General features: G+C 54.9%; 25 protein-coding genes and 1 tRNA gene. 13 read left to right on the top strand and 13 right to left on the bottom strand.

Annotation, left to right across the window (positions count from 1 at the left end; genetic code table 11):
- Nucleotides 1-218: 218 nt before the first annotated feature.
- Complete coding sequence (locus tag V5T82_RS09725; protein WP_332895433.1) at nucleotides 219-452, bottom strand: helix-turn-helix domain-containing protein; 234 nt, start codon at nucleotides 450-452, stop codon at nucleotides 219-221.
- Nucleotides 453-664: 212 nt separating this feature from the next.
- On the opposite strand from V5T82_RS09725, the gene V5T82_RS09730 reads away from it, so the two are divergent.
- The 4 genes from V5T82_RS09730 to V5T82_RS09745 all read left to right on the top strand — a co-directional run bounded on the left by V5T82_RS09730 (nucleotide 665) and on the right by V5T82_RS09745 (nucleotide 3866).
- A complete protein-coding gene (locus V5T82_RS09730) occupies nucleotides 665-2410 on the top strand; it encodes an AAA family ATPase (RefSeq protein WP_332895434.1) in 1746 nt (581 codons plus the stop codon).
- Nucleotides 2411-2421: 11 nt separating this feature from the next.
- Nucleotides 2422-2805, top strand: a complete 384-nt coding sequence (locus V5T82_RS09735; protein WP_332895435.1) for a hypothetical protein — start codon at nucleotides 2422-2424, stop codon at nucleotides 2803-2805.
- On the top strand, nucleotides 2802-3500 hold the full coding sequence (locus V5T82_RS09740) for a metallophosphoesterase family protein (RefSeq protein ID WP_332895436.1): 699 nt from the start codon (nucleotides 2802-2804) through the stop codon (nucleotides 3498-3500). Before V5T82_RS09735 ends, V5T82_RS09740 begins: the two co-directional genes overlap by 4 nt.
- Before the next feature lie 84 nt (nucleotides 3501-3584).
- A complete protein-coding gene (locus tag V5T82_RS09745) occupies nucleotides 3585-3866 on the top strand; it encodes a hypothetical protein (RefSeq protein WP_332895437.1) in 282 nt (93 codons plus the stop codon).
- A 241-nt stretch (nucleotides 3867-4107) separates the two neighbouring features.
- Here V5T82_RS09745 and V5T82_RS09750 read toward each other — a convergent pair whose 3' ends face one another.
- From V5T82_RS09750 to gph, 3 genes are all read right to left on the bottom strand, one after another.
- A complete protein-coding gene (locus V5T82_RS09750; protein WP_332895438.1) occupies nucleotides 4108-4686 on the bottom strand; it encodes a hypothetical protein in 579 nt (192 codons plus the stop codon).
- Between the two features lie 223 nt (nucleotides 4687-4909).
- Nucleotides 4910-4984: transfer RNA gene (locus V5T82_RS09755), tRNA-Val, on the bottom strand.
- Nucleotides 4985-5047: 63 nt separating this feature from the next.
- On the bottom strand, nucleotides 5048-5731 hold the full coding sequence (gene gph / locus V5T82_RS09760; RefSeq protein WP_332895439.1) for a phosphoglycolate phosphatase: 684 nt from the start codon (nucleotides 5729-5731) through the stop codon (nucleotides 5048-5050).
- Nucleotides 5732-5846: 115 nt separating this feature from the next.
- On the opposite strand from gph, the gene glmU reads away from it, so the two are divergent.
- The 3 genes from glmU to V5T82_RS09775 are packed head-to-tail and all read left to right on the top strand — an operon-like array spanning nucleotide 5847 to nucleotide 9321.
- Nucleotides 5847-7217, top strand: coding sequence for a bifunctional UDP-N-acetylglucosamine diphosphorylase/glucosamine-1-phosphate N-acetyltransferase GlmU (glmU, locus tag V5T82_RS09765; RefSeq protein ID WP_332895440.1), 1371 nt, complete (start codon nucleotides 5847-5849; stop codon nucleotides 7215-7217).
- Nucleotides 7218-7225: 8 nt separating this feature from the next.
- The gene (glmS, locus tag V5T82_RS09770) at nucleotides 7226-9049 is read left to right on the top strand and encodes a glutamine--fructose-6-phosphate transaminase (isomerizing) (RefSeq protein ID WP_332895441.1); all 1824 of its coding nucleotides are present in this window, start codon (nucleotides 7226-7228) and stop codon (nucleotides 9047-9049) included.
- Between the two features lie 23 nt (nucleotides 9050-9072).
- The gene (locus V5T82_RS09775; RefSeq protein ID WP_332895442.1) at nucleotides 9073-9321 is read left to right on the top strand and encodes a GIY-YIG nuclease family protein; all 249 of its coding nucleotides are present in this window, start codon (nucleotides 9073-9075) and stop codon (nucleotides 9319-9321) included.
- A 1-nt stretch (nucleotide 9322) separates the two neighbouring features.
- Here the strand turns inward: V5T82_RS09775 and V5T82_RS09780 are convergent, their stop codons facing one another.
- The 3 genes from V5T82_RS09780 to V5T82_RS09790 are packed head-to-tail and all read right to left on the bottom strand — an operon-like array spanning nucleotide 9323 to nucleotide 11738.
- Nucleotides 9323-9748, bottom strand: a complete 426-nt coding sequence (locus tag V5T82_RS09780) for a c-type cytochrome (protein WP_332895443.1) — start codon at nucleotides 9746-9748, stop codon at nucleotides 9323-9325.
- Entirely contained in the window at nucleotides 9738-10286 is a 549-nt protein-coding gene (locus V5T82_RS09785; protein ID WP_332895444.1) for a hypothetical protein, read from the bottom strand. The genes V5T82_RS09780 and V5T82_RS09785 overlap by 11 nt, the downstream gene beginning before the upstream one ends.
- A 21-nt stretch (nucleotides 10287-10307) precedes the next feature.
- The gene (locus V5T82_RS09790) at nucleotides 10308-11738 is read right to left on the bottom strand and encodes a multicopper oxidase domain-containing protein (protein WP_332895445.1); all 1431 of its coding nucleotides are present in this window, start codon (nucleotides 11736-11738) and stop codon (nucleotides 10308-10310) included.
- A 157-nt stretch (nucleotides 11739-11895) separates the two neighbouring features.
- Between V5T82_RS09790 and gabD the strand changes: the two genes are divergently transcribed.
- The 3 genes from gabD to V5T82_RS09805 all read left to right on the top strand — a co-directional run bounded on the left by gabD (nucleotide 11896) and on the right by V5T82_RS09805 (nucleotide 16267).
- Nucleotides 11896-13347 carry an NADP-dependent succinate-semialdehyde dehydrogenase gene (gene gabD / locus V5T82_RS09795; RefSeq protein ID WP_332895446.1) on the top strand — a complete coding sequence of 484 codons (1452 nt, stop codon included), beginning with the start codon at nucleotides 11896-11898 and terminating at the stop codon, nucleotides 13345-13347.
- Nucleotides 13348-13399: 52 nt separating this feature from the next.
- On the top strand, nucleotides 13400-14767 hold the full coding sequence (gor, locus tag V5T82_RS09800; RefSeq protein WP_332895447.1) for a glutathione-disulfide reductase: 1368 nt from the start codon (nucleotides 13400-13402) through the stop codon (nucleotides 14765-14767).
- Between the two features lie 144 nt (nucleotides 14768-14911).
- Nucleotides 14912-16267, top strand: coding sequence for a class II 3-deoxy-7-phosphoheptulonate synthase (locus tag V5T82_RS09805; RefSeq protein WP_332895448.1), 1356 nt, complete (start codon nucleotides 14912-14914; stop codon nucleotides 16265-16267).
- Nucleotides 16268-16320: 53 nt separating this feature from the next.
- Here V5T82_RS09805 and V5T82_RS09810 read toward each other — a convergent pair whose 3' ends face one another.
- The 6 genes from V5T82_RS09810 to V5T82_RS09835 form a co-directional block, all read right to left on the bottom strand.
- Nucleotides 16321-16842: a DUF3299 domain-containing protein gene (locus tag V5T82_RS09810; RefSeq protein WP_332895449.1), complete on the bottom strand. Its 522-nt coding sequence runs from the start codon at nucleotides 16840-16842 to the stop codon at nucleotides 16321-16323.
- Nucleotides 16843-16855: 13 nt separating this feature from the next.
- Nucleotides 16856-18115 (bottom strand): ABC transporter permease, encoded by a 1260-nt coding sequence (locus V5T82_RS09815; RefSeq protein ID WP_332895450.1) that lies wholly within the window; start codon nucleotides 18113-18115, stop codon nucleotides 16856-16858.
- Nucleotides 18112-18828: an ABC transporter ATP-binding protein gene (locus V5T82_RS09820; RefSeq protein ID WP_332895451.1), complete on the bottom strand. Its 717-nt coding sequence runs from the start codon at nucleotides 18826-18828 to the stop codon at nucleotides 18112-18114. The genes V5T82_RS09815 and V5T82_RS09820 overlap by 4 nt, the downstream gene beginning before the upstream one ends.
- A gap of 16 nt (nucleotides 18829-18844) precedes the next feature.
- On the bottom strand, nucleotides 18845-19405 hold the full coding sequence (locus V5T82_RS09825; protein ID WP_332895452.1) for a DUF2796 domain-containing protein: 561 nt from the start codon (nucleotides 19403-19405) through the stop codon (nucleotides 18845-18847).
- A gap of 164 nt (nucleotides 19406-19569) precedes the next feature.
- Nucleotides 19570-20370 (bottom strand): NADPH-dependent FMN reductase family protein, encoded by an 801-nt coding sequence (locus V5T82_RS09830; protein ID WP_332895453.1) that lies wholly within the window; start codon nucleotides 20368-20370, stop codon nucleotides 19570-19572.
- 128 nt (nucleotides 20371-20498) lie between these two features.
- Nucleotides 20499-21329: a hypothetical protein gene (locus V5T82_RS09835; protein WP_332895454.1), complete on the bottom strand. Its 831-nt coding sequence runs from the start codon at nucleotides 21327-21329 to the stop codon at nucleotides 20499-20501.
- A gap of 262 nt (nucleotides 21330-21591) precedes the next feature.
- On the opposite strand from V5T82_RS09835, the gene V5T82_RS09840 reads away from it, so the two are divergent.
- The 3 genes from V5T82_RS09840 to cysS are packed head-to-tail and all read left to right on the top strand — an operon-like array spanning nucleotide 21592 to nucleotide 25971.
- A complete protein-coding gene (locus tag V5T82_RS09840) occupies nucleotides 21592-23247 on the top strand; it encodes an NAD+ synthase (protein WP_332895455.1) in 1656 nt (551 codons plus the stop codon).
- 12 nt (nucleotides 23248-23259) lie between these two features.
- On the top strand, nucleotides 23260-24579 hold the full coding sequence (gene gltX / locus V5T82_RS09845) for a glutamate--tRNA ligase (protein ID WP_332895456.1): 1320 nt from the start codon (nucleotides 23260-23262) through the stop codon (nucleotides 24577-24579).
- 6 nt (nucleotides 24580-24585) lie between these two features.
- Nucleotides 24586-25971 carry a cysteine--tRNA ligase gene (gene cysS, locus V5T82_RS09850; RefSeq protein ID WP_332895457.1) on the top strand — a complete coding sequence of 462 codons (1386 nt, stop codon included), beginning with the start codon at nucleotides 24586-24588 and terminating at the stop codon, nucleotides 25969-25971.
- Nucleotides 25972-26130 lie beyond the last annotated feature (159 nt).

The following is a 26130-nucleotide window of genomic DNA, read 5'->3' on the forward strand; positions in this document are numbered from 1 at the left end:
CGACCTTCACATAACGTGCCGTCTTAGCAAAATGTACAAAAATGATTTGGTTCAGCCACACATGCTTCAAGTGGATCTGAATTTTTCTGTTTTTGGCTATTGGCGGTAGTTTTTAGCGTTGCGCCAAAATGACTACTTCACTTACAAGAGCAGGCATCACGCTGGTGAAGGGCTCTCGAGAAGGCCTTCACCAAGGTTTCGCTTAAAAAAGCCGTGCTCTACGACTTTTTCATCCTCACACCTTCTTCAGCGATCTCATCTGAAGAAATAAAGACTATCCCTTGTTTTTCAAGCGCAGACTGAATCGCACGCACAGTGCTGATCCGCGGATCATGCCCTTCGGTTTCCATTCTTTTAACAACAGATATCGAAACAGAAGAACACTCAGCAAGCTCTTGCTGGGTCCAGTCCAGAAGCGCGCGGGCGGCCCGAATTTGACGTGGGGTCAGCATGCATTTTCTCCAATCATAATGAGCGCCAACTATAATGGACTAATTAATTCCTTGAAAGAAATAAATTGTTCCTTTATAATTTTTGACACAGAGTTTGAATAACGAACAGGAAGCCTGATTTCATGATCGCTCCCAACACCTTTTGCATATGACACCGATACCCGCCTTGAGCGGGTCATCGCGTTTGTCTGAGCATAGGTAGGAGTGGAACGATGCAAGAGGTCCTGTTAACCCCTAAAGAAATTGGCGAGCATTTTTCTTCGTGTTTGGTATCCATGCCAAACAGCGAAGCTTCGGATGTTATCCGAATTCTAGCCCAATCACACGCAGCCGGAAGGTCTTTCGTGACGCCAACGCGAGCCTTGCGGACAGAGCTGGGAAAAGCTTCCAAGGTCCGTGATGACTACAAAAAGATCGATATGGATAACCCAGAAATTGTCCGATGGTTCTATTGGATTTCCCGAGCCATTGAAGACGGCATGCTAACATTTGCTCTGCACCTTATGAACTATGCGCGGCATTACGGTAATGATCTCCCAAGGGTCGAGAGTGAATATATTTCAGCTTCATATGATGAGATCGTGGGGATTGTTTTTGGGACGACCGACAGCCGCAGTCTACATTCACTGCAATCGACGTTCAGTGCAATCAGCTTACCTGAAAGTTCCGGACCACATTTTTTGGATCTGATGATCGAAGGCCTGAATGAGGAAACCTACGCGGTGATCCGCGAAAAGTGTGACACGGATGCTGAGAGTGATCATGGCTGGCCCGGCGTTGATCCGGTGGGGCTAGAGGAAGCTCTCAATGGCGACTTGGCCCAATTTTGCGAACTCGCGGATATGGTTGTACGCAACTGGGGAACCGAAATGCTGGCCCGCGTCGCGAGTCAGGTTTTCGTTGATCACGACTTGCCCGCCGCGTGGGTGATCTTGCGTGTGATCTGGGCCAAAGCGATTGGTGATGCCCGTATCGACACGTCTACCATTGACGCATACTTGCATGAAGTGATCCCAGACAATCCTGAGGCCGCACAGGCCGCAGACGTGGCCTCGTCCGTGGCTGTCCCAGAGGGGCACGTCATCTTAGCCCCGAATTTTGGATTGGCGGCAACAAGCCGACGGCATGCCATCAAAAATTATACAAACCTTGGCCAGCCAATAGAGCTAAGGCCGTCCAAGGTTTCACCGGAACAACTACGTCAATTGCTGACAAACGAGTTCCCATGGATGGCTTTGCCGATTGATTTGATCTGTCGCGATATGTCTTTACGTGAAGCATACGGGCAAAAAGAATTTTCGTTACCGCCTTTGCTTATTTGGGGACGCCCGGGTACGGGGAAAACGCGTTTTCTCCAGCGGATGGCTAAACTGATCGGTTTGCCATCAGATATGGTTTCTCTAGCAGGTGCGGCTGACGACCGGTCGCTACGTGGTACTGGTGCCGGTTATTCTTCGGCCACACCTGCATATCCCGTTGTCAAAATGTCCGAGACTGCGTGTCCGAACACCGTGATGATCTTTGACGAAATCGACAAGACGGCCGCAAGTGGCCAGAACGGCGATCCACTTCAAACAATCCTGATGTGGACAGAACGGGAAAACGCTCGTGGTTTTTTCGACGACTGTCTTCAAACAACCGTTGACATGAGACACGCGAATTTCTTTGCAACGGCAAATCAAATTAAAAACCTTCCGATGCCTTTGTTGTCACGTTTCCGCGTCATCGAAACGCCGAGCCCGGAACCGGATCATGTCCGCTCCATCATCAATGGCGTAAGAGCGGACTTCGCCGAAGAGGTTGGGGTGGACGTTCGATTTGTACCTGAGATGGATGAGGCGGAAATCATGTTTTTGGAAGACGTCTTCGCAAAGCACCAAAACGTGAGGGCCGTGATCCGCATGTCGCAAAAGCTTCTGGAACGCCGCGAACGATTACAGCGCGCGCAGCCCAATTAAGGAGGTGTGAGATGACACAGGGCGCACTTAAAAATTATACGCAAGGCACAAAGCCCGAGATGAAGACTGACGTAGATCATGCTTTGGATGCTGCTTGGGCTGGCGTAATGTCCCCGCCACATTTAGGTGAAGGCAACCCCGGTCAGGTCGGTCCTCACAACGGCGCTGAACTCTTTACGGCGCATGTACCGGGTTTCCTACAGCAAGCAAAGGCTAGCCTCTCTCATTGGCTCACAGACGATAATTTGGACTGGTGGTTTGCCACTGCACAGGAATTGGCATTTTCCAAAAATCCTGCACCGGGTTTTCATCGGCTTGTGGAAATCAAGTCCGTTCTCAAGACGATTGCCCGACGCCTAAACGATAACAATACAAACCGGGGGACGGAACCATGACAGACATCCTATTTTACGGTGATCCCCATTCTGAATTCCAACCGCTGATCGATACGGTCGCCCGAAAGCCGCCGGGAGCAGTTGTCCTGTTGGGGGATATGGAAGCACACAAACCTTTGGACGAAGAGCTCGCACCCATTTTGGATCGCGGCATTCCGGTGCATTGGATTCCCGGTAACCATGACACGGATCAACCGGTTGCACATGACAACCTGTTTCATTCCGGATTGGCAGACATAAACGCCCATGGCCGTGTGTTGGAAATCTGTGGCATTAAGATCGCAGGGCTAGGCGGGGTCTTTCGGGGCAAGGTGTGGGACCCAGACAATCCCAAACAAGGTGTTTGGTGTTATTCAGGTGATGAGATGGTCTCGACACTCCCCAAACATCACCTGTGGCGTGGTGGATTGCCGTTACGTCATCGCTCAAGCATTTTTCCGTCAGACTATGCGAACCTTCTTGGACAACAGGCCGATATTCTCGTCACGCACGAAGCGCCTGATACACATAAACACGGGTCACGAGCGATCGGAACATTGGCAGGATGTCTGTACGCCAAGCATATCATTCACGGTCACCATCACTTCGATTACGACGCCATTCTGTCCGGCGGCATCCAAGTGCGTGGCGTTGGGCTGCGCGGCCTCTATCGCCTGAACGCAGATCAATTTAAATCCAATCACGGCTTGTCGTAACTTATTTCGTGACCAAGTCACTTTTTTCTTGCATATCGTGACATTGTCACGTATAGTATTTTTATCAACTCAGGAGAGGACAAGATGACCGCCGGAAGAAAATCGATAGGCACAAAGCCCATGACGGCAGCAGAACGTAAACGCCGACAACGGGCCAAAGCCAAAGAGATGGGCATTCCATCGCGCGATCAAGTCGTCTTCGCTTTTGGACGAACCCTGATCGAGATAATGCCAGACATAAAAGACACCGCTCTTTTGGAGCAGCTTGAAAAACAAACCGCTCAACACTTGAGCAAACTTGGATTTAAAAACCGTCTCATCCGGGAAGCCCTTCAAAAGGTAAGGAGTGGTGACGGTACAGACTAGGAGACGTACCATGAACATCACCTTCTTTAACATTCTCGAAGCAGCCTACTATCTTGCTGGTCCCGCCGTGGTTGTCGTACACAGTTACCATTGGTTTAGTCATTTGGTGGCAAAATGACTTGCCTAGCGACAACAAAATCACTCTGGACTAGCACCTCAATACGTTAAAGCCCCCACCAACTGGTTGGGGGCTTTCGTGTGCGGGTGGTAGGACTACAGAGCTTTGTTACTAGTGCAAAGCCTATGAGTTCAATTCATCCACAAAATCGATGAGTTCTAGAGTTCCATCGAGCAAATCGAAGATATGAATGAGAACGTCCCAATTCTTACCATGATATTCACCTTGGAGCTCAATTTGACCATCCATACCCCATCGTGCTTCCGGATCGTTTCGGTCGTGCTCAGATGAATAAACCGGTCTAATATCTCGTGCGTGAATGATTTTGTTAAAGGCTTCTCGAAACGAAAGAACGTCGGACTTGGTATCGGAATTGAGCATACCAAAGTCATAGTCTGCGTTTAGTTTCCCGATTTTGTCGATGTAGTCCTCATGGCCGTAATCCGACCAATAGTCATCTAGAGTGCGCATGAGTATGGAAAACTGCAGGAGATTTTTTGAAAGCTGTGCTTCAGCATAGTGGTAATGGAGGTCCTCACTTTGCGTTGTGACATCTCCCTCCTTATCTTCAGCTTCTAGGTCGCCCCCCACCATGCCCATGCTGGTACGGACGATATTAAACATGTCGAATGCAAGCAGTCGCACATCGTCAGTATTTACAATGTGGCTTTTCTCTTCAGGGTGCCAATACGGGTTTTCCATTTAAGACCTCTGCGTAGCATTCTTTGCCGATAAAGAAAGCGGAAAGCCCTGCATACTGGCAAGACAAATCGTTAGTCACGCCCGCGAGTAGGTCTCTCAGTCCTGTGCCATGTTTTTAGCGAAACATGCATTCGGACCACTTTTTCACAATTATTTTGCTACCCAATAGCGACCCAGCCAATCGGACAAAAAGAAAACCCCTAGGTTTCCCTAGGGGTTTTCATGGTGGGCACGACTGGGATTGAACCAGTGACCCCTCGCGTGTGAAGCGAGTGCTCTCCCGCTGAGCTACGCGCCCGATTGTATCGGTGCGGGCGGGTATAAGACGCGGTGCTTAGCCTGTCAAGACGACTTTATGATCTTAAAGGTTCGCGAGAGCGCCTTCCAAGTCACAAAAATGGTCAATCACCGCTTCACCGCCCAACTCACCCACCGGAATTTTGGTGTAGCCGTGGCTGAGCAGGACCACCGGAAGACCTGCGGCGTGGGACGCTTGCACGTCATTGCCGTTGTCGCCGACCATGGCGGATTCTTTGGGATCTGCGCCCATTTTCTCCAGCGCCGCCTCAAGATGACGGGGATCGGGTTTTTTAATGCCGGGCAGGGTGTCGCCACCGATGACGATGTCGAAATACTGATCCAAGCCCAGTTTTCCAAGGATTTCCATGGTCGCGCCGTAAGGCTTATTGGTGCAGATGGACAGCTTAATGCCCTTGTCTTTCAGACCTTTAAGGGCATCCATGGCACCTTCGAACGCGCACGTGAGCTCGGCGGAGCGGGGCTCATAGTCTTTGATGAAGGCCGCAACGTGTTTTTGGAACTCGTCTTCGGGCGGTATGTCGCCGGTGGCTTCAAAACAGCGTTCCACCAGTTTCGGCACACCGTCGCCGATCATGAGCTGCACCTCAGGCACGGAAACTTCCCTTCTGCCCAAGGGTTTAAGCATACGGTTGGCGGCGGCTTGCAGGTCCGGGGCGCTGTCAATCAACGTTCCGTCCAGATCGAAGATCAAGGCGCGGATCGCGCCCAAAGTTTGTTCGGTCATTTTGTAATAATCCGTAGTAATCTTTGACTTGGCGGGGAGGCCCGGCTTGTGGCACTTTGCGCTACACGCTATTCAGAATATTCGATTCTTCTCATATGTAGGTCTAACCTCAATAATGTCAAAGTCAAAAACTGCCGCAATTATTCTGGCCGCGGGTCTTGGGACCCGGATGAAGTCGGAAAAGCCCAAGGTCATGCATCCGGTTGCGGGCCGTCCCATGGTCCAACACCTTTTGGCGACCTGTGCGAAGCTGAAGCTGGATAAGGTCGTGGTTGTGGTCGGGCCGGATATGGAAGATCTGGAAGCCGCTGTCGCCCCCCACACAACGGCTGTACAGTACGAACGGCTGGGCACCGGTCATGCGGTTCAGTCCGCCATGGACGCTTTGGGGAACTTCAACGGCAATGTTTTGGTGCTCTACGGCGACACGCCCTTGATGACCGAGCAAACTCTGAACGCCATGCTCGAAGCCCGCCAACCTGTCGAAGGTGAATTTGCGCCGGCGGTTGTGGTGTTGGGCTTTGTACCGCAAGAGCCAGGGCGGTATGGCCGCTTGGTGTTAGACGAAGAAGATGGCGAGCTGTTGGAAATTGTCGAGGCCAATGACGCCTCGCAAGAACAACTGATGATCAATCTGTGCAATTCCGGTGTGATGTGTTTTGATGGCTCGGTTATGCCGCAGCTCTTAGGCCGAATGACCAACGATAATGCGAAGGGTGAATATTATCTCACCGACTGTGTCGCCTTGGCGCGAGAAGACGGATTTAGCTGCGCTGTTGTCGAAGGCGATGAAGAAGAGCTGTTGGGTATAAATTCGCGCATTGAGCTGGCACAGGCCGAAATGATTGCTCAAGATCATTTGCGTGAAAAAGCCATGAAGAACGGTGCGACCCTGTTGGATCCAAGCACCACGTATTTTTCTTATGACACACAGATCGGCAAAGACGTGCTGATCGAGCCGAACGTTGTCTTCGGTCCTGGCGTAGCTGTTGGCAACAACGTCCATATCAAAGCACATTGCCATTTTGAAGATGCAAGCATTGGTGCGGGCACGACTATCGGCCCGTTTGCCCGGTTGCGCCCAGGGGCGAAGCTGGCGGAAAACGTACACGTCGGAAATTTTGTCGAGATCAAAAATGCCATGGTCGAAGAAGGTGGCAAGGTCAATCACCTGACCTACATCGGCGACGCGCGTGTCGGTGCGGGTGCGAACATCGGTGCGGGCACCATCACGTGTAACTATGACGGCTTCAACAAATTCCACACCGACATCGGTGCGGGTGCGTTTATTGGATCGAACACCGCATTGGTGGCTCCGGTCAAAGTTGGCGATGGCGCGATCGTGGGTGCAGGCTCGACGGTCATTTCCGACGTTGGCGAAAATGACATCGTGACAACGCGTGCCAATCCCAAGCGTGCGACAGGCGCGGCGGAACGCTTTCGCGAACGCAAGCAGGCCGAAAAAGACGCGAAAAAGAAAGGCTGACCTGGAACATGTGCGGCATCATTGGCATCATCGGCAAAGAAAACGCGACCCCGCAAGTGGTGGAAGGTTTGCGCCGCTTGGAATACCGGGGGTATGATTCGGCGGGCGTCGCAACGCTGTTGAACGGTGGCATCGAACGCCGGCGCGCCCAAGGCAAGCTCAAAAACTTAGAAGCTTCGCTAGAAGAGACGCCGTTAATCGGTGACATCGGCATCGGACACACCCGTTGGGCGACGCATGGCGTGCCCAACGAAGCCAACGCGCACCCGCATATGACGGACCGCGTCGCCATGGTGCACAATGGCATCATCGAAAACTTTCAAGAGCTCAAAGACGAACTGACGGGCAAAGGCCACAGCTTTGCCTCCGATACGGACACCGAAGCTGTGGTGCACCTGATCACGGCTTATCTGGAAGACGGACTAAGCCCCCAAGATGCCACCAAAGCCGCGCTTAAACGTCTGCACGGTGCGTTTGCCTTGGCGATCATTTTTGCCGGCGAGCACGATTTGATGATTGGTGCGCGCAAAGGCAGTCCCTTGGCGGTCGGCCTTGGCGAAGGCGAAATGTATTTGGGCTCCGACGCCATTGCGCTGAGCCACCTCACCAACCGGGTGATGTATTTGGAAGACGGCGACTGTGTGGTTTTGACCCGCGAAGGCGTCGAAGTCTTTGACGAAGACGATCAAGTGGTCGGACGCCCGGTCAAAGTCAACGACCTGTCCAACGCATCGGTGGGCAAGGGCGGCTATCGCCACTTCATGCTCAAAGAAATTTACGAACAACCCCAAGTTATCGGGGACACCTTGGCAGGGTTCATCAATCCGGCAGACCGCACCATCACGTTGCCGGACTTGCCGTTTGATTTGGCCGGTGTGACGCGTCTGACCATGGTGGCGTGCGGGACGTCGTTTTATGCCTGTCAGACGGCACGCTACTGGATTGAAAAGCTCGCCCGCATTCCGGTGGAAGTCGATGTTGCGTCGGAATTCCGGTATCGCGATGCGCCGCTGCCCGACGGTGGCGCAGCCCTGTTTGTGTCCCAATCGGGCGAAACGGCGGACACCTTGGCCGCCCTGCGTCATGCGCGCGAACAGGGCCAGCACATCCTGTCCATTGTCAATGTCGCCGAAAGCACCATTGCACGCGAAAGCGATGCGACGCTGCTGACCTACGCGGGTCCGGAAGTGGGTGTGGCGTCGACCAAGGCGTTTACCACGCAGTTGGTTGTGCTGGCATGCCTCGCCATTGCCATGGGGCGTGCGAAAGGCACCATCGAACACGATTGTGAAGGCCGTTTGATGGAAGCCTTGATTGAAGTGCCCGCCCGCGCCGCCGATGTGCTCAATCACGATGAACGCCTGAAAGATCTGGCTGTCGAAGTGGCCGAAGCCCGCGACGTTTTGTACTTAGGACGCGGCTCCAACTTCCCCATTGCCATGGAAGGGGCGTTGAAGCTGAAAGAGATCAGCTACATCCACGCCGAAGGCTATGCGGCGGGCGAAATGAAGCACGGCCCCATTGCGCTCATCGACGAACACGTGCCCGTTATCGTGATTGCGCCCACGGACGAGTTGTTCGAAAAAACAGCCTCCAACATGCAAGAGGTCATCGCGCGCGGCGGCCGGGTGATTTTCTTATCCGATGAACCCGGTGCCGAAAAACTCGGCAAGCTCGCCGCCGCAACCATCGCGCTGCCCGAAGTCGATCCGTTTGTGGCGCCGATCTTGTATTCCATCCCCGTACAACTGTTGGCGTACCACACCGCATGCCTCAAAGGCACCGACGTGGACCAGCCGCGCAATTTGGCGAAGTCGGTAACGGTTGAATAAGACTGTTCGTTTATGCTCCCCCCATGAGCAGCTTCGTTTACATCCTCGGCAGTACAGGCAAAGGCGGTCCGCGCACCTATGTGGGCTGGACCACTGATTTGGATGCGCGGCTTGAGACTCACAATTGTGGCAAGGGGGCGAAATCCACGCGTGGGCGGACATGGGCTTTGCTATATGCCGAACGCTACGTCAATCGCGGCGAGGCCATGAGCCGGGAATGGCATTTGAAGCGGGATCGGAAATTGCGCAAGGCTCTTTTGGGAAATCTTTAAATCAACGTTGAGTGAGCCGTTCTTGGCGCGCTTGGTTTTGCGGGCTCCAGCGGCTTTTGATGTAGCTGAGGACCTGCCAGATTTGCTCATCCGTTAGGCTGTCTTCAAACCCCGGCATGCCGCTTTTAAAACCCGCAGGTGCAATCGCGGCACCGCCGCCTTTGGTGTAGTTAAACAACAATTGGTCATCGTGATGCCAGGTGTGGCCGCTGTCGTCGTGGGGCGGGGCGGGCAGGGTGCCGTCGTCTTTGGTGCTGCGCCAGTTGGGCTGGCCTTCCAAGTTCAGGCCATGACAAATGGCGCAGTTTTCGACATAGATGTTTTGGCCCAAACGGACGGCTTCGTTGTTAGTGGCGTCCATGCGGTCCAGCTCGTCACAGGCCGCCAAAAACATGACGGCACACAATATGGCGGGCTTAATGTCCATGGTGATGTGTCTGTTCGGGTGTTGATGTGTCCTGTGATGTATACCCACGCAGCGCGTCGTAACGTTCAACGATGTCTTTGCTCAGCAGGGGGCGCACATCGAGATGGGCATTGAGGTGTATGGCACGCAGTTCACCTTGCAAGGTGCCGATTTCTTTCGTGAGCTTTGAGACCAGCTCCGGCGATGGCTGGGCGTGAACAAACATCATATCGAGCTTGCGTTCCAAATCGACGATATGGCGGCCAAGTTTTTTGGCGTCTGCGAGCATCTGTTCTTCGATGGCGAGGATCTGTTGCGTGACGTCTTTGCTCAACCCCAGCTCTTTGGTGAGTTCACGCAGATGAGCCGGCCCGGGGTAGTGATTGAGCTCAGCCGTTTTGGCATAGCCCAAGCCATAGCCTTTGAGGTGGCCTTCCACCTCAGCCGCCGACATGGATTTGATGGTGCGGTGCTGTTGACCGCTATAGGGCTGGTTGCTGGCCAGCGTGGGGACTGCGGCTGCCAGCACAAACGTTAAAGCGATGAGAGGAAGTTTCATGTTCGGGTCTTTCTTCTTCTTTTAGGTGACACGGATAACAGACGACATACCGCCTTGTACGTGGGCGAGGATGTGGCAGTGGAATAACCAATCACCCGGATTGTCCGCGACCAAAGCAATTTCAGCCGTGCCCTGTCCGACCAACAAAACCGTGTCGGCCCAGGGTGTGTGGGGGACGGGCTTACCGTCCAGCTTCAAAATACGAAATGCATGGCCATGCAGATGCATGGGATGGGGGAACACACTGTTGTTTTGGACCGTGATGATGTGAGACGAGCCTTGTTTGAATGCGAACATGGGCAACATGGCGGTGGTGTGGGCCGCAACACCGTTGAGGGCCCAAATTTTCATCTCTTTCACCAGCTCGGACGTGGGCTGATATTCACCCTTGTACACCGCGCCGTCCAAACGCCCCATGGCGCCGCCGGTGATGACCATGTCGTGGCGCGCCGCATTGTTTAGGTCGGGCTCTGCTACTGGGTTTGGGGACAGACTGGGCACGTCGCCCAAGGGTGCGGGGCGCAGAGGTTTTGCGTCTTCATAGACAATTTCGGTGAGCACGCGTTCTTGGTTTTGATAGGCAATGTCCAAGATTTGGTGTGTCGAACCCACGTCGCCTGTGCAATCCAAAATGATGTCCATGCGTTGCCCTGAAGCCAGCAGAGCCATGTCGTATTGCAGGCTGTGGGGCTCGACCGGGTGGCCGTCAATGGCGATGGCTTTGACATCGTGATTTTCGAAGTGCACGCCAAAAATGCGCGCATTGGCGACATTGATCAGGCGCAGACGGATGCGTTCGTTTTTGCGCACACTCAAAGGTTTGGCCCTTTGACCGTTGAGCGTGATGTAATTGCCGGTGCGCCCGCCGTGGCTGATGTCGTGGCCGTTGACAAAATCGTCACTGATGGTGCCGTCTACGTTTAAACGCCAATCGTCCAAAATCCACACAATGTCGCGATCGACCTCGGGGGGATTGGGCTCTTCCACAATCAACGCGCCATACAGGCCCCGCCCGATCTGTTCAGAGCTGTTGACGTGAGGGTGATACCAATACGTTCCCGCGTCGGGCACGACGAAGTCATAGGTGAAACTTTCCCCCGGCTGAACCGGGTCCTGGGTCAATCCCGGCACGCCGTCCATGGCGTTGGGCAGGCGCAGGCCGTGCCAATGGATGGTCGTGGGCTGATCCAAGCCGTTTTCCAGTTTGACCTGCAGGCGTTCGCCTTGTTTTACGCGCAGCTCGGGCCATGGGTTATTTTGTCCAAAAGCCCAGATGGGGGTTGGGGAATATTTGCTGGGAAGCAGCTGCACACTGTGCTGTGCAGGCTTGAGGACGTGGGGCGTCGCGGCCCAAGCTTCAGAAGCGGGCAAAAGGGACGTAGCCGCCAAAGCGGTGCCACCCTTCAAGAGGTCACGGCGCGACAGGTGCGCACTTGAAAACCTGTTCTTCATGCTTAAATCCATATCCTTCCCAGAGAACCATGTGTGCTACATTGTGTGACAAATACGGCAATTTCACGACCAAAACCTGTGCGGTTTGGTTAACAGTTTAGATAAGCCGAGATATACTCCCCTCCAATTCATTTCTTTTGCCCGGAGACTTCCCCCTATGGACCTTAAAGACACAAGCCTTTTTCGCCAGCAAGCCTATATCGACGGAGCTTGGGTGGACGCAGACAACGGTGAGACCTTTGACGTCACCAATCCCGCAGGCGGGGATGTCTTGGGCGTGGTCCCTAAAATGGGGCGGACGGAAACGGCTAAGGCTATTGCCGCTGCCGAAGCGGTTCTACCGGCGTGGCGCGCCAAAACGGCCAAGGAACGCGCAGGCATCTTGCGCAACTGGTTTAACTTGGTGATGGACGCCCAAGAAGACTTGGCGAAAATGATGACCTTGGAGCAAGGCAAGCCGCTGGCGGAAGCCATGGGCGAGATTGTCTACGGCGCGTCCTTCATCGAATGGTTCGCCGAAGAAGGCAAGCGGCTCTACGGTGAAACGGTGCCGACCCACGCCCCGGACAAACGCATCCAAGTGATCAAGCAGCCCATCGGTGTGGTGGCGTCGATTACGCCGTGGAACTTCCCCAACGCCATGATCACGCGCAAGTGTGCCCCTGCACTGGCGGCGGGCTGCACCGTGATCGCCAAGCCCGCCGAAGACACACCGTTTTCTGCGCTGGCCTTGGCCGAATTGGCCGAGCGGGCAGGCATCCCAGCAGGTGTGTTCAACGTCGTCACAGGTGTGCCCCAGGACATCGGGGCGGAGATTACGGCCAATCCAGCGGTGCGCAAGGTGTCGTTCACGGGCTCCACCGCTGTGGGCAAATTGCTGATGAAACAATGCGCGGACACGGTGAAAAAGATGTCGCTGGAGCTGGGCGGCAACGCACCGTTCGTGGTGTTCGACGACGCCGACCTGGACGCCGCCGTCGCCGGGGTGATGGCGTCGAAGTATCGCAACACCGGACAAACCTGTGTCTGTGCCAACCGCATCTATGTGCAAGACGCTGTCTATGATGCTTTCACACAAAAAATGGCTGCGGCTGTGGGTGAACTGAAAGTTGGCGAAGGTTTCGAAGACGGCGTCGCCCAAGGCCCGCTGATCAACCAAGCGGCTATTGAAAAGGTTGAACGCTTGGTGGCGGACGCGGTGGATAAGGGGGCTAAGGTCGCCGTCGGTGGGGCGCGCCACGAACTGGGCGGCACGTTCTATACACCGACCATCTTGACCGACGTCACCAACGAAATGGCCTGCGCCAGCGAAGAGATTTTCGGCCCCGTGGCCCCGCTGTACCGCTTCACCGACGAAGCCGACGTCATCGCCAAAGCCAACGACACACCCTATGGCTTGGCGGCGTACTTCTACGCCCGCGACATCGGCCGGGTCTACCGCGTCGCCGAAGCGCTGGAATACGGCATCGTCGGCATCAACGAAGGCATCATCTCCACTGAACTCGCCCCCTTTGGCGGTGTCAAAGAATCCGGCCTGGGCCGTGAAGGCGGCAAACAGGGCATTGAGGAATTTGTGGAGACGAAATACCTGTGCCTGGGCGGGATCTAGGCTTATATTAACGCCAACTCATGTTTAATCTTCAAGCGGTTAAGGACGGTTCATGTCTGACTTCGATTACGATCTGATCACCATTGGTGCGGGCTCCGGCGGGGTTCGGGCTTCGCGCATGGCGGCGCAGACGGGCGCGCGAGTGGCTGTGGTGGAAGCCAGCCGTCCGGGCGGCACCTGTGTGATGCGCGGCTGTGTGCCGAAAAAATTGTTGGTGTATGCCTCCCAGTTCGCCACGTCGATTGAAGATTCCAAGGGCTTTGGCTGGGACGTCCCACGTCCGGACTTTGATTGGCCCCAGCTGATCAAAACCAAAAATGCCGAGCTGGATCGCCTCGAAGGCATTTATGGCCGCATCTTGCGTGAAAACGGTGTCGACTTGTTGAACGGTCACGGCACGGTTACGGGACCGAATAGTGTCGATGTGGACGGGAAAGAATTTACGGCGGAAAAAATCCTCATCGCCACGGGTGGCTGGCCGCATTTGCCGGACGTGCCGGGGGCAGAGCACGCCATAACCTCCAACGAAGCGTTGGAACTGGAAAAGCTGCCCAAACGCCTTGTGATCGTGGGCGGTGGTTATATCGCGGTGGAATTTGCGGGTTTGTTTAACGCGCTGGGTGTGGACGTGACCATTATTATCCGGGCGGGCAACATTTTGCGCGGCTTTGACGACGACATTCGCGACACCTTGGCCCAGGAACTGGAAAAGGCCGGGATCTCCATTTTGCGCGAATGCGTGGTGCGCTCCATCGAACAAGAAGACGGCGGTTATTCCATCCGCCTGCACGGCACCGAAACCATCGATTGCGACCAAGTGTTCTATGCCACGGGCCGCCGCCCCAACACCAACGGCTTGGGCCTGGAAGAGGTCGGGGTTGCCTTGAGCGAGCATGGCGGAGTGAAGGTGGATGAGCATTTCCAAACTTCTGTACCGTCCATCTTTGCACTGGGCGACGTGATCGATCGCATTCAGCTGACCCCCGTCGCCATTAACGAAGGCATGGCGTTTGTGGACACCCAATTCAAAAACACGCCGCGCCCCATGGATTACGACAACGTGCCTGCAGCCGTGTTCAGCCAGCCCCCGGTGGGCACGGTCGGCTTGATGGAGCAAGAGGCCCGTCAGAACGGCGATGTGGACATCTACATGTCGCGTTTTCGCCCCATGAAGCACACCCTATCTGGCCGCGACAGCCACGCTATGATGAAGCTGATCGTGGACCGTGAAAGCCAACGTGTGGTGGGCTGTCATATGGTTGGCGACGACGCGCCGGAAATTGTGCAAGGCTTTGCCGTGGCGCTCAAATGCGGCGCGACCAAGGCGCAGTTCGACGCCACGGTCGGCATTCACCCGACGGCTGCGGAAGAATTTGTGACGATGCGCGAAAAATTACCGGAACATGACGAAGACGCTTAACGCCACTTTTTCGTGAATTTTGCCACCTTTGCCCTGGAAAATTGGGGCAAAGCACGGTATCACCTCGCTTCAAGCCTTTAGGACCTCCCCCGGTTTGACCTAAGGCACCATTTTAGGCAAACGAACGAAGTAAGGATCAGCGCCATGTCCGACACCTGGACACCCGCAAATTGGAGAAATAAAAACGGATTGCAGATGCCGACGTACCCCGATGCGGCGGCTGTAAATGCGGTTGAAGATCGCATCAGTGCATTCCCGCCGCTGGTTTCCGCCGGCGAAGCCCGCAAACTGAAAGCCAAGCTGGCCGACGTCGCCAATGGCGATGCGTTTTTGCTGCAAGGCGGCGACTGCGCGGAAAGCTTTGCAGAGTTTCATCCCGACGTGATCCGCGATACCTTCCGTGTGTTGCTGCAAATGGCCATCGTTCTGACCTATGGCTCTGGCATGCCCATCGTCAAGCTCGGTCGTATGGCCGGTCAGTTTGCCAAGCCGCGCTCAAGCGATACGGAAACCATCGATGGTGTCGAATTGCCGTCTTACCGCGGCGACATGGTCAACGGCATGGAGTTCACCCCCGAATCCCGCATCCCCGATCCGGAACGTCTGGTTCAAGTTTACAACCAGTCGGCTTCAACTCTGAACTTCCTGCGCGCTTTGGCCTCGGGCGGTTATGCCGATTTGCACAAGGTGCAGCGCTGGAACTTGGGCTTCGTCGAAGACAATCCTTATGGCGAGCGTTACAAAGACATTTCCATCCGCATTCAAGAAGCGCTGGACTTCATGGGCGCGTGCGGCATGACGTCGCAAACCACCAAGCAAATCCGTGAGACCTCGTTCTTCACGTCTCACGAAGCGTTATTGCTGAACTACGAACAAGCCATGACCCGCGTGGATTCCATTTCCGGCGACTGGTACAACACGTCCGCCCACATGCTGTGGATCGGCGAGCGTACCCGCCAGCTGGACAACGCCCACGTGGACTTTATGGCCGGCATCCACAACCCGGTCGGTTGCAAAGTGGGCCCAAGCATGGACCCGGAGGAGTTGATCAAACTGATCGATGCCTTGAACCCGAACAACGAAGCGGGCCGTTTGACGTTGATCACGCGCATGGGCGCGGAAAAGATCGGCGATGTGTTGCCCAAATTGATCCGCAAGGTCGAAGCCGAAGGCCGCAAGGTGGTTTGGTCGTGCGATCCCATGCATTCGAACACCGTCAGCGCCAACGGCTACAAAACGCGGCACGTTGATGCGATCTTGGCCGAGGTCAAAGCGTTCTTCCAAGTGCACAAAGCCGAAGGCACGCACGCGGGTGGCGTTCACTTTGAAATGACCGGCCAAGACGTCACGGAATGTGTCGGCGGTGGTCAAGCCATCAAAGAAGCTAACTTAGGCGATCGCTATCACACACATTGCGACCCGCGTTTGAACGCGAGCCAAGCTTTGGAATTGGCGTTCTTGTTGGCCGAACAGCTCAAAGAAGAGCGCATGGGCGGCTAAGCTTTACGGTCATAGAAATAAAAAAGGCGCTGGGCATCCCGGCGCCTTTTTTCTTAGTCCACCTCGTAGCGGATAATCGTGTCGGCGTCTAAGACATAGCCCGCTTCGGCCAAGTCGGTGCTGACCAGATCAACGTTGAGCTTGCCCGTGACCCAGACCGGGTCGAACAATTCTTGCACGTTATAAATTTGATCGGTTTTGACGTAGATCACTTGGTTGGGCGGCGGAGGCGGCACGTGGATGCACGCGCCTAAGTACGGCACCAACAAAAATTCGCGCACTTCGTTGGCTTCTAAGTCGGTGGGCACGACGAAGCCCGGAATGCGCACGGTTTGGCCGTCCATTTCGGGGATAACCGGATAGGCTTGGTCTTGCAGTTCGGTCCATTTGGCTTCGAACGCTTCGTCGGACAGGATGTCCATCTCGTCCGTTTCCAGCATGGCGTCCATTTGTGCTTGGACGTCTTCGGGCACGGGGCCGGCCAGCTCTTCCCACGTGATTTCACGCGGATCTCCGGCGAAAGCCGTTTGGGCCATCACCAGGACAGTGGCTAAAATAACAGCTGCAAAGCGCAAGATTGAAAAACTCCTAAATGCGCACAATCAAACCGTCGGCGACAGACAGACGGTAGGCTCGCAACGCTGGCCATAAACCAACCAAAGCCCCAGCGAAGCTCACGACCATGACCAACAGAGCTTCGCGAGGGCCGGGCGGGGCTATGGTCAGATATAGGCCATACTGGGCTTCGATCCAAGGGGCGGTCAATCCCAACCCACCAAATGCCAACACCACGCCCAAGCACGACCCTGCGAGGGCAAGCAAGAAAGCTTCGGTCACGAATAAGGCGACAATATGGGTGGGCTTGGCCCCGACAGAGCGCAAAATCGCCATTTCCCGCCGGCGTTCATTGAGACCGGAAAGCAACATGGTCAACATCCCCAAGAGCCCCGCGACGATCACCAGCGCGCTGATGGCGATCAGCGCTTGTTCCGCAGCCCCCATCAAGCGCCACAAATCTTGCAACGCTACACCCGGCAAAATCGCCATGAGCGGTTCGCGGTTATAGTCGTTGATGGCGCGTTGAAAGCGGAACACTTTCATTTTGGATTTGAGCCCCACTAAAGCCGCTGTGATGGCTTTGGGGTGGAGATCAACGCTGTGCAAGTCTTCAGGCGTTATGTTTTTCTGACCTGGGCTTGCGCGGGCTCCCCAGCCGACATGAATGGCTTCGATGCCTTCCAACGGCACGTGCAGGGTTTGATCGACGGGTGTACCGGTGGGCTCTAGAATGCCGACGACTTCGAACGGCATGTTGTCGTGATTGGCGAAGCTAACTTTTCCCAAACCATGGGCGATGACGATTTTTTGGCCGAGCTGATAGTTGAGCGAACGCGCGACCTCTGCGCCCACCACCACATCCAACACACCGTCAAATGTACGGCCTTGGCTAAGTGTCAGCGCACGGTCGCGGCCATAGCGGAATTTGTCAAAATATGCGCCCGTCGTGCCCAATACACGAAAGCCTTTGTGGGAATCCCCCAGCGATAACGGCACAGCCCAAGCGGTTTCGGGACGGTTTTGAATGTATTCGAAGCTTTTCCAGGTGATGTTGTTGGTGGCGTTGCCGATGTGAAAGACGGAATAGAGCAACAGCTGCAATGGCCCCGTGCGCGCACCTGCGATGACATCGGTGCCGGAAATGGTGTTGGCAAAACCGTCGCGTGCGCCGGAGCGGATTTTGTCGACGCTCAAAAACAAGGTGACGCTGACCATAATGGCGAACACGGTCAAAGCCGCGACGCTTTTGCGGTTGAGCAGACTGAGAAAGGCTAAGCGCAAGACGATCATGTGAGAACTCCTGCGCCGTTGATCTCTTCTAAGTGCACGGAGCGGGTGAAGTTTGCCTCTAAGCTTGCGTCGTGGCTCACGAACAAAAGGTTGGCCCCGGTGTCTTCAAGCTCGCGAAACAACAACTCCAAAAACGCATGGCGGGCCTCGGCATCCAAGGCGGACGTGGGTTCGTCCGCGATGATCAATTCCGGCCCGCCCATCAACGCGCGTGCGACGGCGACGCGTTGTTGCTGGCCGACGCTCAAGCGGCTTACGGGCTGTGCGGTCAAGGCTTTGACGTCAAGGGCTAAGTGATCCAACAATCGTGCCGCCTCGCTTTCGAGGGTGTTGGAACGGGATAAGGCTTTAGCCTTGCGCGCAGGCGAAAATTTGCACGGCAGGGTGACGTTGTCGATCAATGACAGATACGGGATCAGATTGAAGATCTGAAACACCACGCCGATGTGTTGGGCGCGAAAGGCGTCGCGCTTCCAAGAGGACATCCGGTTGATGGGCTCCCCCATGACCGAGACGTCACCGCTTTGTGGTGCGATGACGCCCGCTATGCAATTGAGCAGCGTGGTTTTGCCGCTGCCGGAATTGCCCTTGATGAACAAGCGCTCCCTAGGGCTTAAGGAAAGGTCCGCGATGTCCAATACGTCTGTATCGTGGCCGGGCCAGCGAAAACGCAGATCGGAAATGTTTACGACCGGTGTGTGACTTTGGGACACCAGGGACCCTCCAGGCTTAAAAACCAATTTTGGCGTTGTTCGGTTCCAGTTCGCCGCCCATCTGGCCTTTGGGGCCGAACACTTGAAAATCGACGTCTTCCAAGGTGGGGAAGGTGGCGAACGCTTTGACGCTTAGAGTATCGAATTTTTGGGGCGCTTCGCAATGGAAGTGATATTCGGCCATGAATTCCGAGTGCGTTTCGCCTTCGTACTCGTGCTCATCCGCGTTTTTCTGATCATGTTCGTCTTGAAACGGTGATGTGATGTGCGCGTCTTCCTGTGTGCAAAGAGCTGCGGCAGGCAGTTCAACGATGTTTGTGGCGTCTTTCAGTTTGTCCAGGGCTTGGTCCACGCGTTCGTGTTGTTCGTGATTTTCCGGTGCGTGTTCAAAGCCCACGACGTCCATGCCGGACAGGCGCATCTCGACCAACAGCTCATTGCCTTCCAAGGCGACCATCAACTCACCCGCGCCGTGTTCGTGGGCGTCTAAGTGTTTGTGGCCTTCCTCGGCCAAGACGGTAGGGGCTTGAAATGCGGCTAGGGAGAGGGCAAGAGCAGAAATATAGAGCGGGCGCATGAGAAAACCTTTTCTTCAAACGGGTACGGTACGGGACGTCATCACCACAATCGAACCATTTTGAACACGGGATTGGGGGTGATTTCGTGACATTATGTTATAACATAACATTTCATGGCCGGGCTGCGTTCGTCAAGGGTCTTGGGCAGGCTTTGAGTTGAGTTTTAATCGAAGCGCGCGATGATTTCTTTGAGCGTTTCGCGATCGGCGTCGGGATTGCGCTCGAATAAGTGGCGCCACGCTAAATCATCATTGAGGGCTTTTTTCAAATCTTGCAGCATGCTGTGCATCAAGATATGCAAAGTCCGCTTGCCCAGCTCCCAGTTTTCGTCAGTGGCCCCTTCTTGGGCTGGGGCGAGGTGACTGTTGATAATGCCCATAAACCAATCTATGCGCTGGTCCGTTTGCTCAAAGCTTTCGGCAATGGCGAGTTCCGCGTCCAAAATGATGTCGTGGATTTCGGCGTCTTTATCGACCAGCACCCAGTTGACGGGCAGCTGGCCTTTCATCACCCGCTCGACCGCCATGTCGGAGCGTTTGTGATAAAATTCCAACTTTTCGGGCCCCAACATCATATTCACGGTGAGAAAAAAGCCCGGCAACATGCGTCTGGAAATTGATCCATGGAGTTGACCGTCTTCTTGACGCTGGATGAACAGGTTTTCGAAGCGTTTGACCAATAAGCGATCAAAGGCGGGGCGTTTGATGGAAAACCACTTGAGCTCTTCTTGTTCGCGCTCAGAGTCCAGCATGGCCTGTTCAAATACGCGGGTGAGCTGTTCGGTTTTGGCCAAAAAGTCGGTGTTGAGCTGACGGACATGCTGGATGGTGAGGTGTCCATCGTGCTTTTGCAGTTCTTCTTGCAGGCGTTCGGAAAACGCAGCAACCACAGCTTGCGCCAAGGCGTGCGAGCGCGCATGGCGGCGTTGTTGCGACAACTCTGTTGGTACTTTCGGCGTGGTCATTGGTTATTGGTCATTGATCTGGCATCCTTCCCCGCGCACGCGCGTGCGCCCAGACGAAACTAACCACTTGGGCAGGGGAAATCTATCGGAATTTGTCCGAAGAATGCGTTTGGGTCACAGCGCTGAGATTAGACCTCGGCTTTGTCCAGCGTGCGCATCAAGGCCAAAAGACCACGCGCTTGTTGGTTGCCGTAACGTTGGGACAATTGCGCGACGCTATCTTTGTCTTTCAGCTGCTTTTTCAAATCCTTGAACAAAAGCCGCAAAACGCGGATCAAGCCCGCTTCGTCCAATTGCCATTCATGAACCGCCGGACCTTCGAACAGGTACTCTTGCGCAGGGGCGAGCTCTGAATTGATCAGGGTCATCATCCACGTCATGCGGCGCATGGGATTGGCAAAGTGCGGGATGAGAGCAACCAGCAGATCATTGATGGCTTCATTGGTTGCGGGATCGTTATACAGGTCTTCCCACACCAGTTCGTTATGTCCCTGTTCGAGCGTGTTGATCAGGTCCATGCACGTGTCATGAGCACTGTCGAAGGTTTCGACACCGACCATTTTTTCCAACGTGATGAACAAACCGGGCAGAATGCGGCGCGAAACATAAGGGCCTGCTTCGTTCAATTCGCCTTCAGTCGCAAACAGCGCACTGATGCGATGCGTCAAAGCACGCCTAAACGGATAACGGCGATTGGGGTCGAACACTTCGCGTTCGTAGCGGTTCACGCAACGTTGGAAGTGAACCTTGTAGGGTTCTTGATCGGCAAAAACATTGTTGGTTTTGTAATCCGTCAAAAAGCCACGAATGTCGCTCACCGTCACGCCTTCTTCAGACGTTTCGATCAGGTTGATCAAGCGCTCTGTGTAATCATCAAGCACGGTCAGTGCCATTTCTTGGCATAGCGTGCTGCCGGACTTTTCATCCTCGTCCGAAGGAATTGCGGATACCATGTTCATGTGTGCCCACCTGACCCCACCTGACCCCATCGCGGATTCTTGCGCGGGTTCTTGTATTTATATTACGATAAACAGCTCATTGTCGTAATTATTTTAGACTATTTTGGTATAATAGCCCAGAAAAATTGTAAGCGTTCTGCGGCTTTGGCGCGTTGACTTGAGAGCTGCCCGGGCCTACCTTCCGGCCAATCGGCCTCTTCTTGTGTCTCAGTGCACGCAAATGGGCGTTTATTAATTTCCTTGAATGCCTTAGAAAACCAACATGACAGAACCGTTGACCATTGCCCTGGCCCAAATTAACCCCACCGTTGGCGACATTGACGCCAATGTGGCTTTGGTGCGTGCGGCCCGTGAACGCGGGGCAGAGCAGGGTGCCGATTTGGTGATGACGGGTGAGCTGGTGATTTCCGGCTATCCCCCTGAAGATCTGGTTTTGAAGGCCAGCTTCCAAGAGGCTATCAAAGATGCGGTGATGGGCTTGGCCAAAGACACCGTTGGGGATGGCCCGGGCTTGCTGATCAGCGCCCCTTGGGTCGAAGACGACAATCTGTATAACGCGGCGCTCTTGTTGGACGACGGTATCGTCAAGGCGGTGGTGCCGAAATACGCGTTGCCGAACTACGGCGTGTTCGATGAAAAGCGTTTATTTGCGCCTGCTGACAAACTGGGTGCCGTCGCTTTTCGCGGCATTCGTTTGGGCGTGATGACGTGCGAAGACATGTGGGTGTCCGAGGTCTCCCAATCGTTGATGCAAGATGGGGCTGAGGTTTTGTTGGTGCTCAACGGTTCGCCCTTTGAAATGGACAAGCGCGACGTGCGTCTGGATTACGCCCAAAAGCGGGTCAAGGAAACCGGCTTGGCATTGGTTTACGTCAATCAAGTTGGCGGTCAGGATGAACTGGTGTTTGACGGGTCGTCCTTTGTCCTGAACTCCCAAGGCGAGGTCACCTGCCATCTTTCCGCGTTTGAAAGTACGGTTGCGACCCAAGAGTTTCACTGGAACGAAGACACCTTGTGCCCCGGGACCGCAACCCTTGTGCCGGACTTAGATGACAACGAAGCCATCTACCAGGCATTGGTGTTGGGCTTACAAGACTACGTCAACAAAAACAATTTCCCCGGCGTCATGATCGGTATGTCCGGCGGCGTCGACAGTGCCATCACCGCAGCCGTTGCCGTTGACGCGTTGGGGCCGGAACGTGTGCATCTGGTGATGATGCCGTCGCCCTATACCTCTCAAGACAGCCTGGACGATGCCGTTGAGGCTGCACGCTTGTTGGGCACTAAGCTCGACGAAATCGCCATTGAACCTGCCATGGAAGCCTTTGGCGGGATGTTGTCCGGACAGTTTAACGAGACCGCAGCCGACACCACCGAAGAAAACATCCAGGCGCGTTCGCGTGGTCTGATCTTGATGGCGATTTCCAACAAGTTCGGCTACATGGTGGTTTCGACCGGCAACAAATCGGAAATGTCGGTGGGCTATGCGACCCTATATGGGGATATGTGCGGCGGCTACAACATTTTGAAAGACGTCTACAAAACCCGTGTGTACGAGCTGTGCACATGGCGCAACATCCATTATGCAGACATGTTCAAAGGCCCCCAAGGCCTAGTGGTGCCGACCAACATCATCACCAAAGCCCCGTCTGCGGAACTCAAGCCTGATCAAACCGATCAAGACACCTTGCCGCCCTATGACGACTTGGACGATATGTTGTATTGTTTGGTCGAAGAAGAAATGCCCGTGCGCGACATTGTCCAGCGCGGTTACGACGCGGCGGTTGTCGAAAGGGTCTGGCGCATGCTGGACCGGGCGGAGTACAAACGCCGTCAAGCGCCGCCGGGCGTAAAAATTACATCACGAGCCTTTGGCCGGGATCGTCGTTATCCGTTGACCAATGGTTTCACTGCTTAAGAAGAAAAACATATGACCTGTTTTCGTTTTGCTCCCAGCCCCACCGGGCACATTCATGTCGGTAATGCGCGCATGGCGCTGATCAACTGGCTCGCCGCCAAAAACATGGGCGGCAAGTTCGTGTTGCGCTTGGACGACACTGACAAGGAACGCTCCAAGGAAGAATACGCCCAAGGCATTCGCCAAGATTTGGCCTGGCTGGGTTTGGATTGGGACAGCGAAGAAAAGCAGTCTGAGCGCTTGGACGCCTACGAAGCTGCGTTCGGCCGGCTCAAAGAACAAGGCCGGGTGTACGCCTGTTATGAGACGCCGGAAGAACTGGATTATATGCGCAAACGCCTGCGCGCACGCGGTCTGCCGCCCATCTACACGTCGCCCACGGCTGAAAAACTGCAAAGCTTTGTCGACGAAGGCCGTCCGGCGCATTGGCGTTTTAAGCTTACCCCCGGCACCATCAGTTTCGAAGATTTGGTGCGCGGCCCGGTTGCGTTCGAAGCTGAAAAAATGTCCGACCCTGTTATTCGCCGCAACGACGGCAGCTGGCTTTATATGCTGCCCAGTGCGGTTGACGATAAAGATATGGGCATGAGCCACGTCGTGCGCGGTGAAGACCACGTCGCCAATACGGCGCTTCAGGTGCAAATGTTCGAAGCCATGGGCGCGGGCGTTCCGACGTTCGCCCACTTGCCGTTGATGACCGACATTGAAGGCGGGGGGCTGTCCAAGCGTTTGGGCTCATTGGCGCTCAAAGACATGCGCGTTGACGGGATTGAGCCGCTGGCTCTGGCGTCTTATTTGGCGCACTTGGGCACGTCCGACGACATTAAGGCCGAAGCCGATTTGGACGTTTTGGTCGGTGCGTTTAACTTCGATCACTTCTCGCGCGCCACAGCCAAGTTTGATCCCGCGCAATTGTCGCGCTTGAATGCTCAGGTGCTGCACGCCAAGTCGTTTGACGACGTCGCCGACCATGTTCCCGAAGGTGTGACCGAAGCGCTTTGGAATGCGGTGCGTCCGAACTTGGAACGCATCGCCGATGTGCAAACGTGGAAAGACATTGCCGAAGGCGATATCGATCCGCTCATCGATGCCGATGATGCGGACTTCTTGAAAGAAGCCGCAGGTCTGCTGCCCGAAGGCGAACCCACCGAGGAAACTTGGGGTGTGTGGACCAAAGCCGTCAAAGAAGCCACGGGCCGCAAAGGCAAAGGTTTGTTTATGCCGCTCAGAAAAGCGCTCACGGGTCTGGACCATGGGCCGGAGTTGAAAGTTTACTTGCCGCTGATCGGGCGTGCGCGCGCTGTTGCTCGTTTGCAAGGACAAAAGGGATAAGTTGTCGTGACCATCCAGCTGTACAACACGCTTAAACGCGCAAAAGAAGATTTCAAACCCATCGACGAAGACCGCGTGCGCATGTACGTCTGTGGCCCCACGGTCTACGACTACGCCCACATCGGCAATGCGCGTCCGGTCGTGGTGTTTGATGTGTTGTACCGCTTGCTGCGCGAACTGTATGGCGAAGATCATGTGATTTATGCGCGCAACATCACGGACGTGGATGACAAAATCATCAACCGCGCCCAAGACAGTGGCGAAAGCATTTCCGACATCACCAAACGCACCGAGAAAGCGTTCTTGGACGACATGGGCGCCTTGAACGCCATGCACCCGGACGTCCAGCCGCGCGCCACTGAGCACATCGCGGGCATGATTACGATGATCGGAAAATTGATTGCGGCCGGTCACGCATATGAGGCTGAAGGCCACGTGCTGTTCGACGTGCCGAGCTTTCGCAACTACGGCGAACTGTCAGGCCGCAACCGTGACGAAATGGTTGCCGGCGCGCGGGTCGAAGTCGCGCCCTACAAACGCGACCCCGCAGACTTCGTGCTGTGGAAGCCGTCCGAAGACGACGTGCCCGGTTGGGAAAGCCCGTGGGGGCGTGGGCGTCCAGGCTGGCACATCGAATGCTCTGCCATGAGCGAGCAACATTTGGGCCCTACCTTTGACATTCACGGTGGCGGACAAGATTTGATTTTCCCCCACCACGAAAACGAAATCGCACAATCGACCTGTGCGCACGGCGGTTCGAAGTACGTGAATTACTGGCTGCACAACGGCTACTTGATGGCCGAAGGCGAAAAGATGTCCAAGTCCTTGGGCAACTTCTATACCGTGCACGAATTGTTGGAAGAGCACCCCGGCGAAGCGATCCGTATGACGTTGTTGAAAACGCACTACCGCCAGCCCCTGGATTTTCGCAAAGACGGCATTCGCGATGCGAAAAAAGAGCTCGACGAATTCTATTTGGCATTGCGCAACGCGGGCGTTAAGGCCGACGTACCCGACCATGTTCCGGCTCCCGTTCTGGAAGCCTTGGGTGACGACATCAACACCCCCAAAGCCATCGCACATTTGTTTGAGTTGAAAACCAAGCTCAATGCTTCAACCGATGAGGCTGAAAAAGCCAAATTGAAGGGCGATTTGTTGCTGTCTGGTGATGTTTTGGGCGTGTTGGGTCAAGACCCCGAAGCGTGGTTGCGCGGTGGGACGACGGACGAAGGCGGACTTTGTGATGCGGATATCGACGATTTGATCGAACAGCGCAAACAAGCGCGCGCCGATAAGGATTTTGCCAAATCCGACCAAATCCGCGACGATTTGGCGGCTCAAGGCATCATCTTGGAAGACGGCGCAGGCGGAACCACTTGGCGGCGCCAGTGAGCAAACCACCTGTCGGGTGACGCCTGTTCCACTCTTGAATTTATACTGGAAATATATATTTTCTTAAATCTGAGCCTAAGGCTTTCCACTTTATTAGGAAATTCGCCTTACGCTCGTCAAAAGCGCTCGTCCATCGCAAATGTGCCAGACATGAGGTAA

The sequence above is a fragment of the Magnetovibrio sp. PR-2 genome (genome assembly GCF_036689815.1).
In the GTDB taxonomy this organism is placed as follows: Bacteria; Pseudomonadota; Alphaproteobacteria; order Rhodospirillales; family Magnetovibrionaceae; genus Magnetovibrio.

Excerpts from the sequence above, each read along its gene's own strand:
- gor (WP_332895447.1), top strand. The coding sequence starts at position 13,400 with ATGTCTGACTTCGATTACGATCTGATCACCATTGGTGCGGGCTCCGGC.
- V5T82_RS09725 (WP_332895433.1), bottom strand. The coding sequence starts at position 452 with ATGCTGACCCCACGTCAAATTCGGGCCGCCCGCGCGCTTCTGGACTGG.
- glmS (WP_332895441.1), top strand. The coding sequence starts at position 7,226 with ATGTGCGGCATCATTGGCATCATCGGCAAAGAAAACGCGACCCCGCAA.
- V5T82_RS09780 (WP_332895443.1), bottom strand. The coding sequence starts at position 9,748 with ATGGACATTAAGCCCGCCATATTGTGTGCCGTCATGTTTTTGGCGGCC.
- V5T82_RS09830 (WP_332895453.1), bottom strand. The coding sequence starts at position 20,370 with ATGACCACGCCGAAAGTACCAACAGAGTTGTCGCAACAACGCCGCCAT.
- V5T82_RS09745 (WP_332895437.1), top strand. The coding sequence starts at position 3,585 with ATGACCGCCGGAAGAAAATCGATAGGCACAAAGCCCATGACGGCAGCA.
- V5T82_RS09840 (WP_332895455.1), top strand. The coding sequence starts at position 21,592 with ATGACAGAACCGTTGACCATTGCCCTGGCCCAAATTAACCCCACCGTT.
- V5T82_RS09790 (WP_332895445.1), bottom strand. The coding sequence starts at position 11,738 with ATGAAGAACAGGTTTTCAAGTGCGCACCTGTCGCGCCGTGACCTCTTG.
- V5T82_RS09815 (WP_332895450.1), bottom strand. The coding sequence starts at position 18,115 with ATGATCGTCTTGCGCTTAGCCTTTCTCAGTCTGCTCAACCGCAAAAGC.
- V5T82_RS09730 (WP_332895434.1), top strand. The coding sequence starts at position 665 with ATGCAAGAGGTCCTGTTAACCCCTAAAGAAATTGGCGAGCATTTTTCT.
- V5T82_RS09735 (WP_332895435.1), top strand. The coding sequence starts at position 2,422 with ATGACACAGGGCGCACTTAAAAATTATACGCAAGGCACAAAGCCCGAG.
- V5T82_RS09835 (WP_332895454.1), bottom strand. The coding sequence starts at position 21,329 with ATGAACATGGTATCCGCAATTCCTTCGGACGAGGATGAAAAGTCCGGC.
- V5T82_RS09750 (WP_332895438.1), bottom strand. The coding sequence starts at position 4,686 with ATGGAAAACCCGTATTGGCACCCTGAAGAGAAAAGCCACATTGTAAAT.
- V5T82_RS09740 (WP_332895436.1), top strand. The coding sequence starts at position 2,802 with ATGACAGACATCCTATTTTACGGTGATCCCCATTCTGAATTCCAACCG.
- V5T82_RS09825 (WP_332895452.1), bottom strand. The coding sequence starts at position 19,405 with ATGCGCCCGCTCTATATTTCTGCTCTTGCCCTCTCCCTAGCCGCATTT.
- V5T82_RS09775 (WP_332895442.1), top strand. The coding sequence starts at position 9,073 with ATGAGCAGCTTCGTTTACATCCTCGGCAGTACAGGCAAAGGCGGTCCG.
- glmU (WP_332895440.1), top strand. The coding sequence starts at position 5,847 with ATGTCAAAGTCAAAAACTGCCGCAATTATTCTGGCCGCGGGTCTTGGG.
- gabD (WP_332895446.1), top strand. The coding sequence starts at position 11,896 with ATGGACCTTAAAGACACAAGCCTTTTTCGCCAGCAAGCCTATATCGAC.
- gltX (WP_332895456.1), top strand. The coding sequence starts at position 23,260 with ATGACCTGTTTTCGTTTTGCTCCCAGCCCCACCGGGCACATTCATGTC.
- V5T82_RS09785 (WP_332895444.1), bottom strand. The coding sequence starts at position 10,286 with ATGAAACTTCCTCTCATCGCTTTAACGTTTGTGCTGGCAGCCGCAGTC.
- gph (WP_332895439.1), bottom strand. The coding sequence starts at position 5,731 with ATGACCGAACAAACTTTGGGCGCGATCCGCGCCTTGATCTTCGATCTG.
- V5T82_RS09805 (WP_332895448.1), top strand. The coding sequence starts at position 14,912 with ATGTCCGACACCTGGACACCCGCAAATTGGAGAAATAAAAACGGATTG.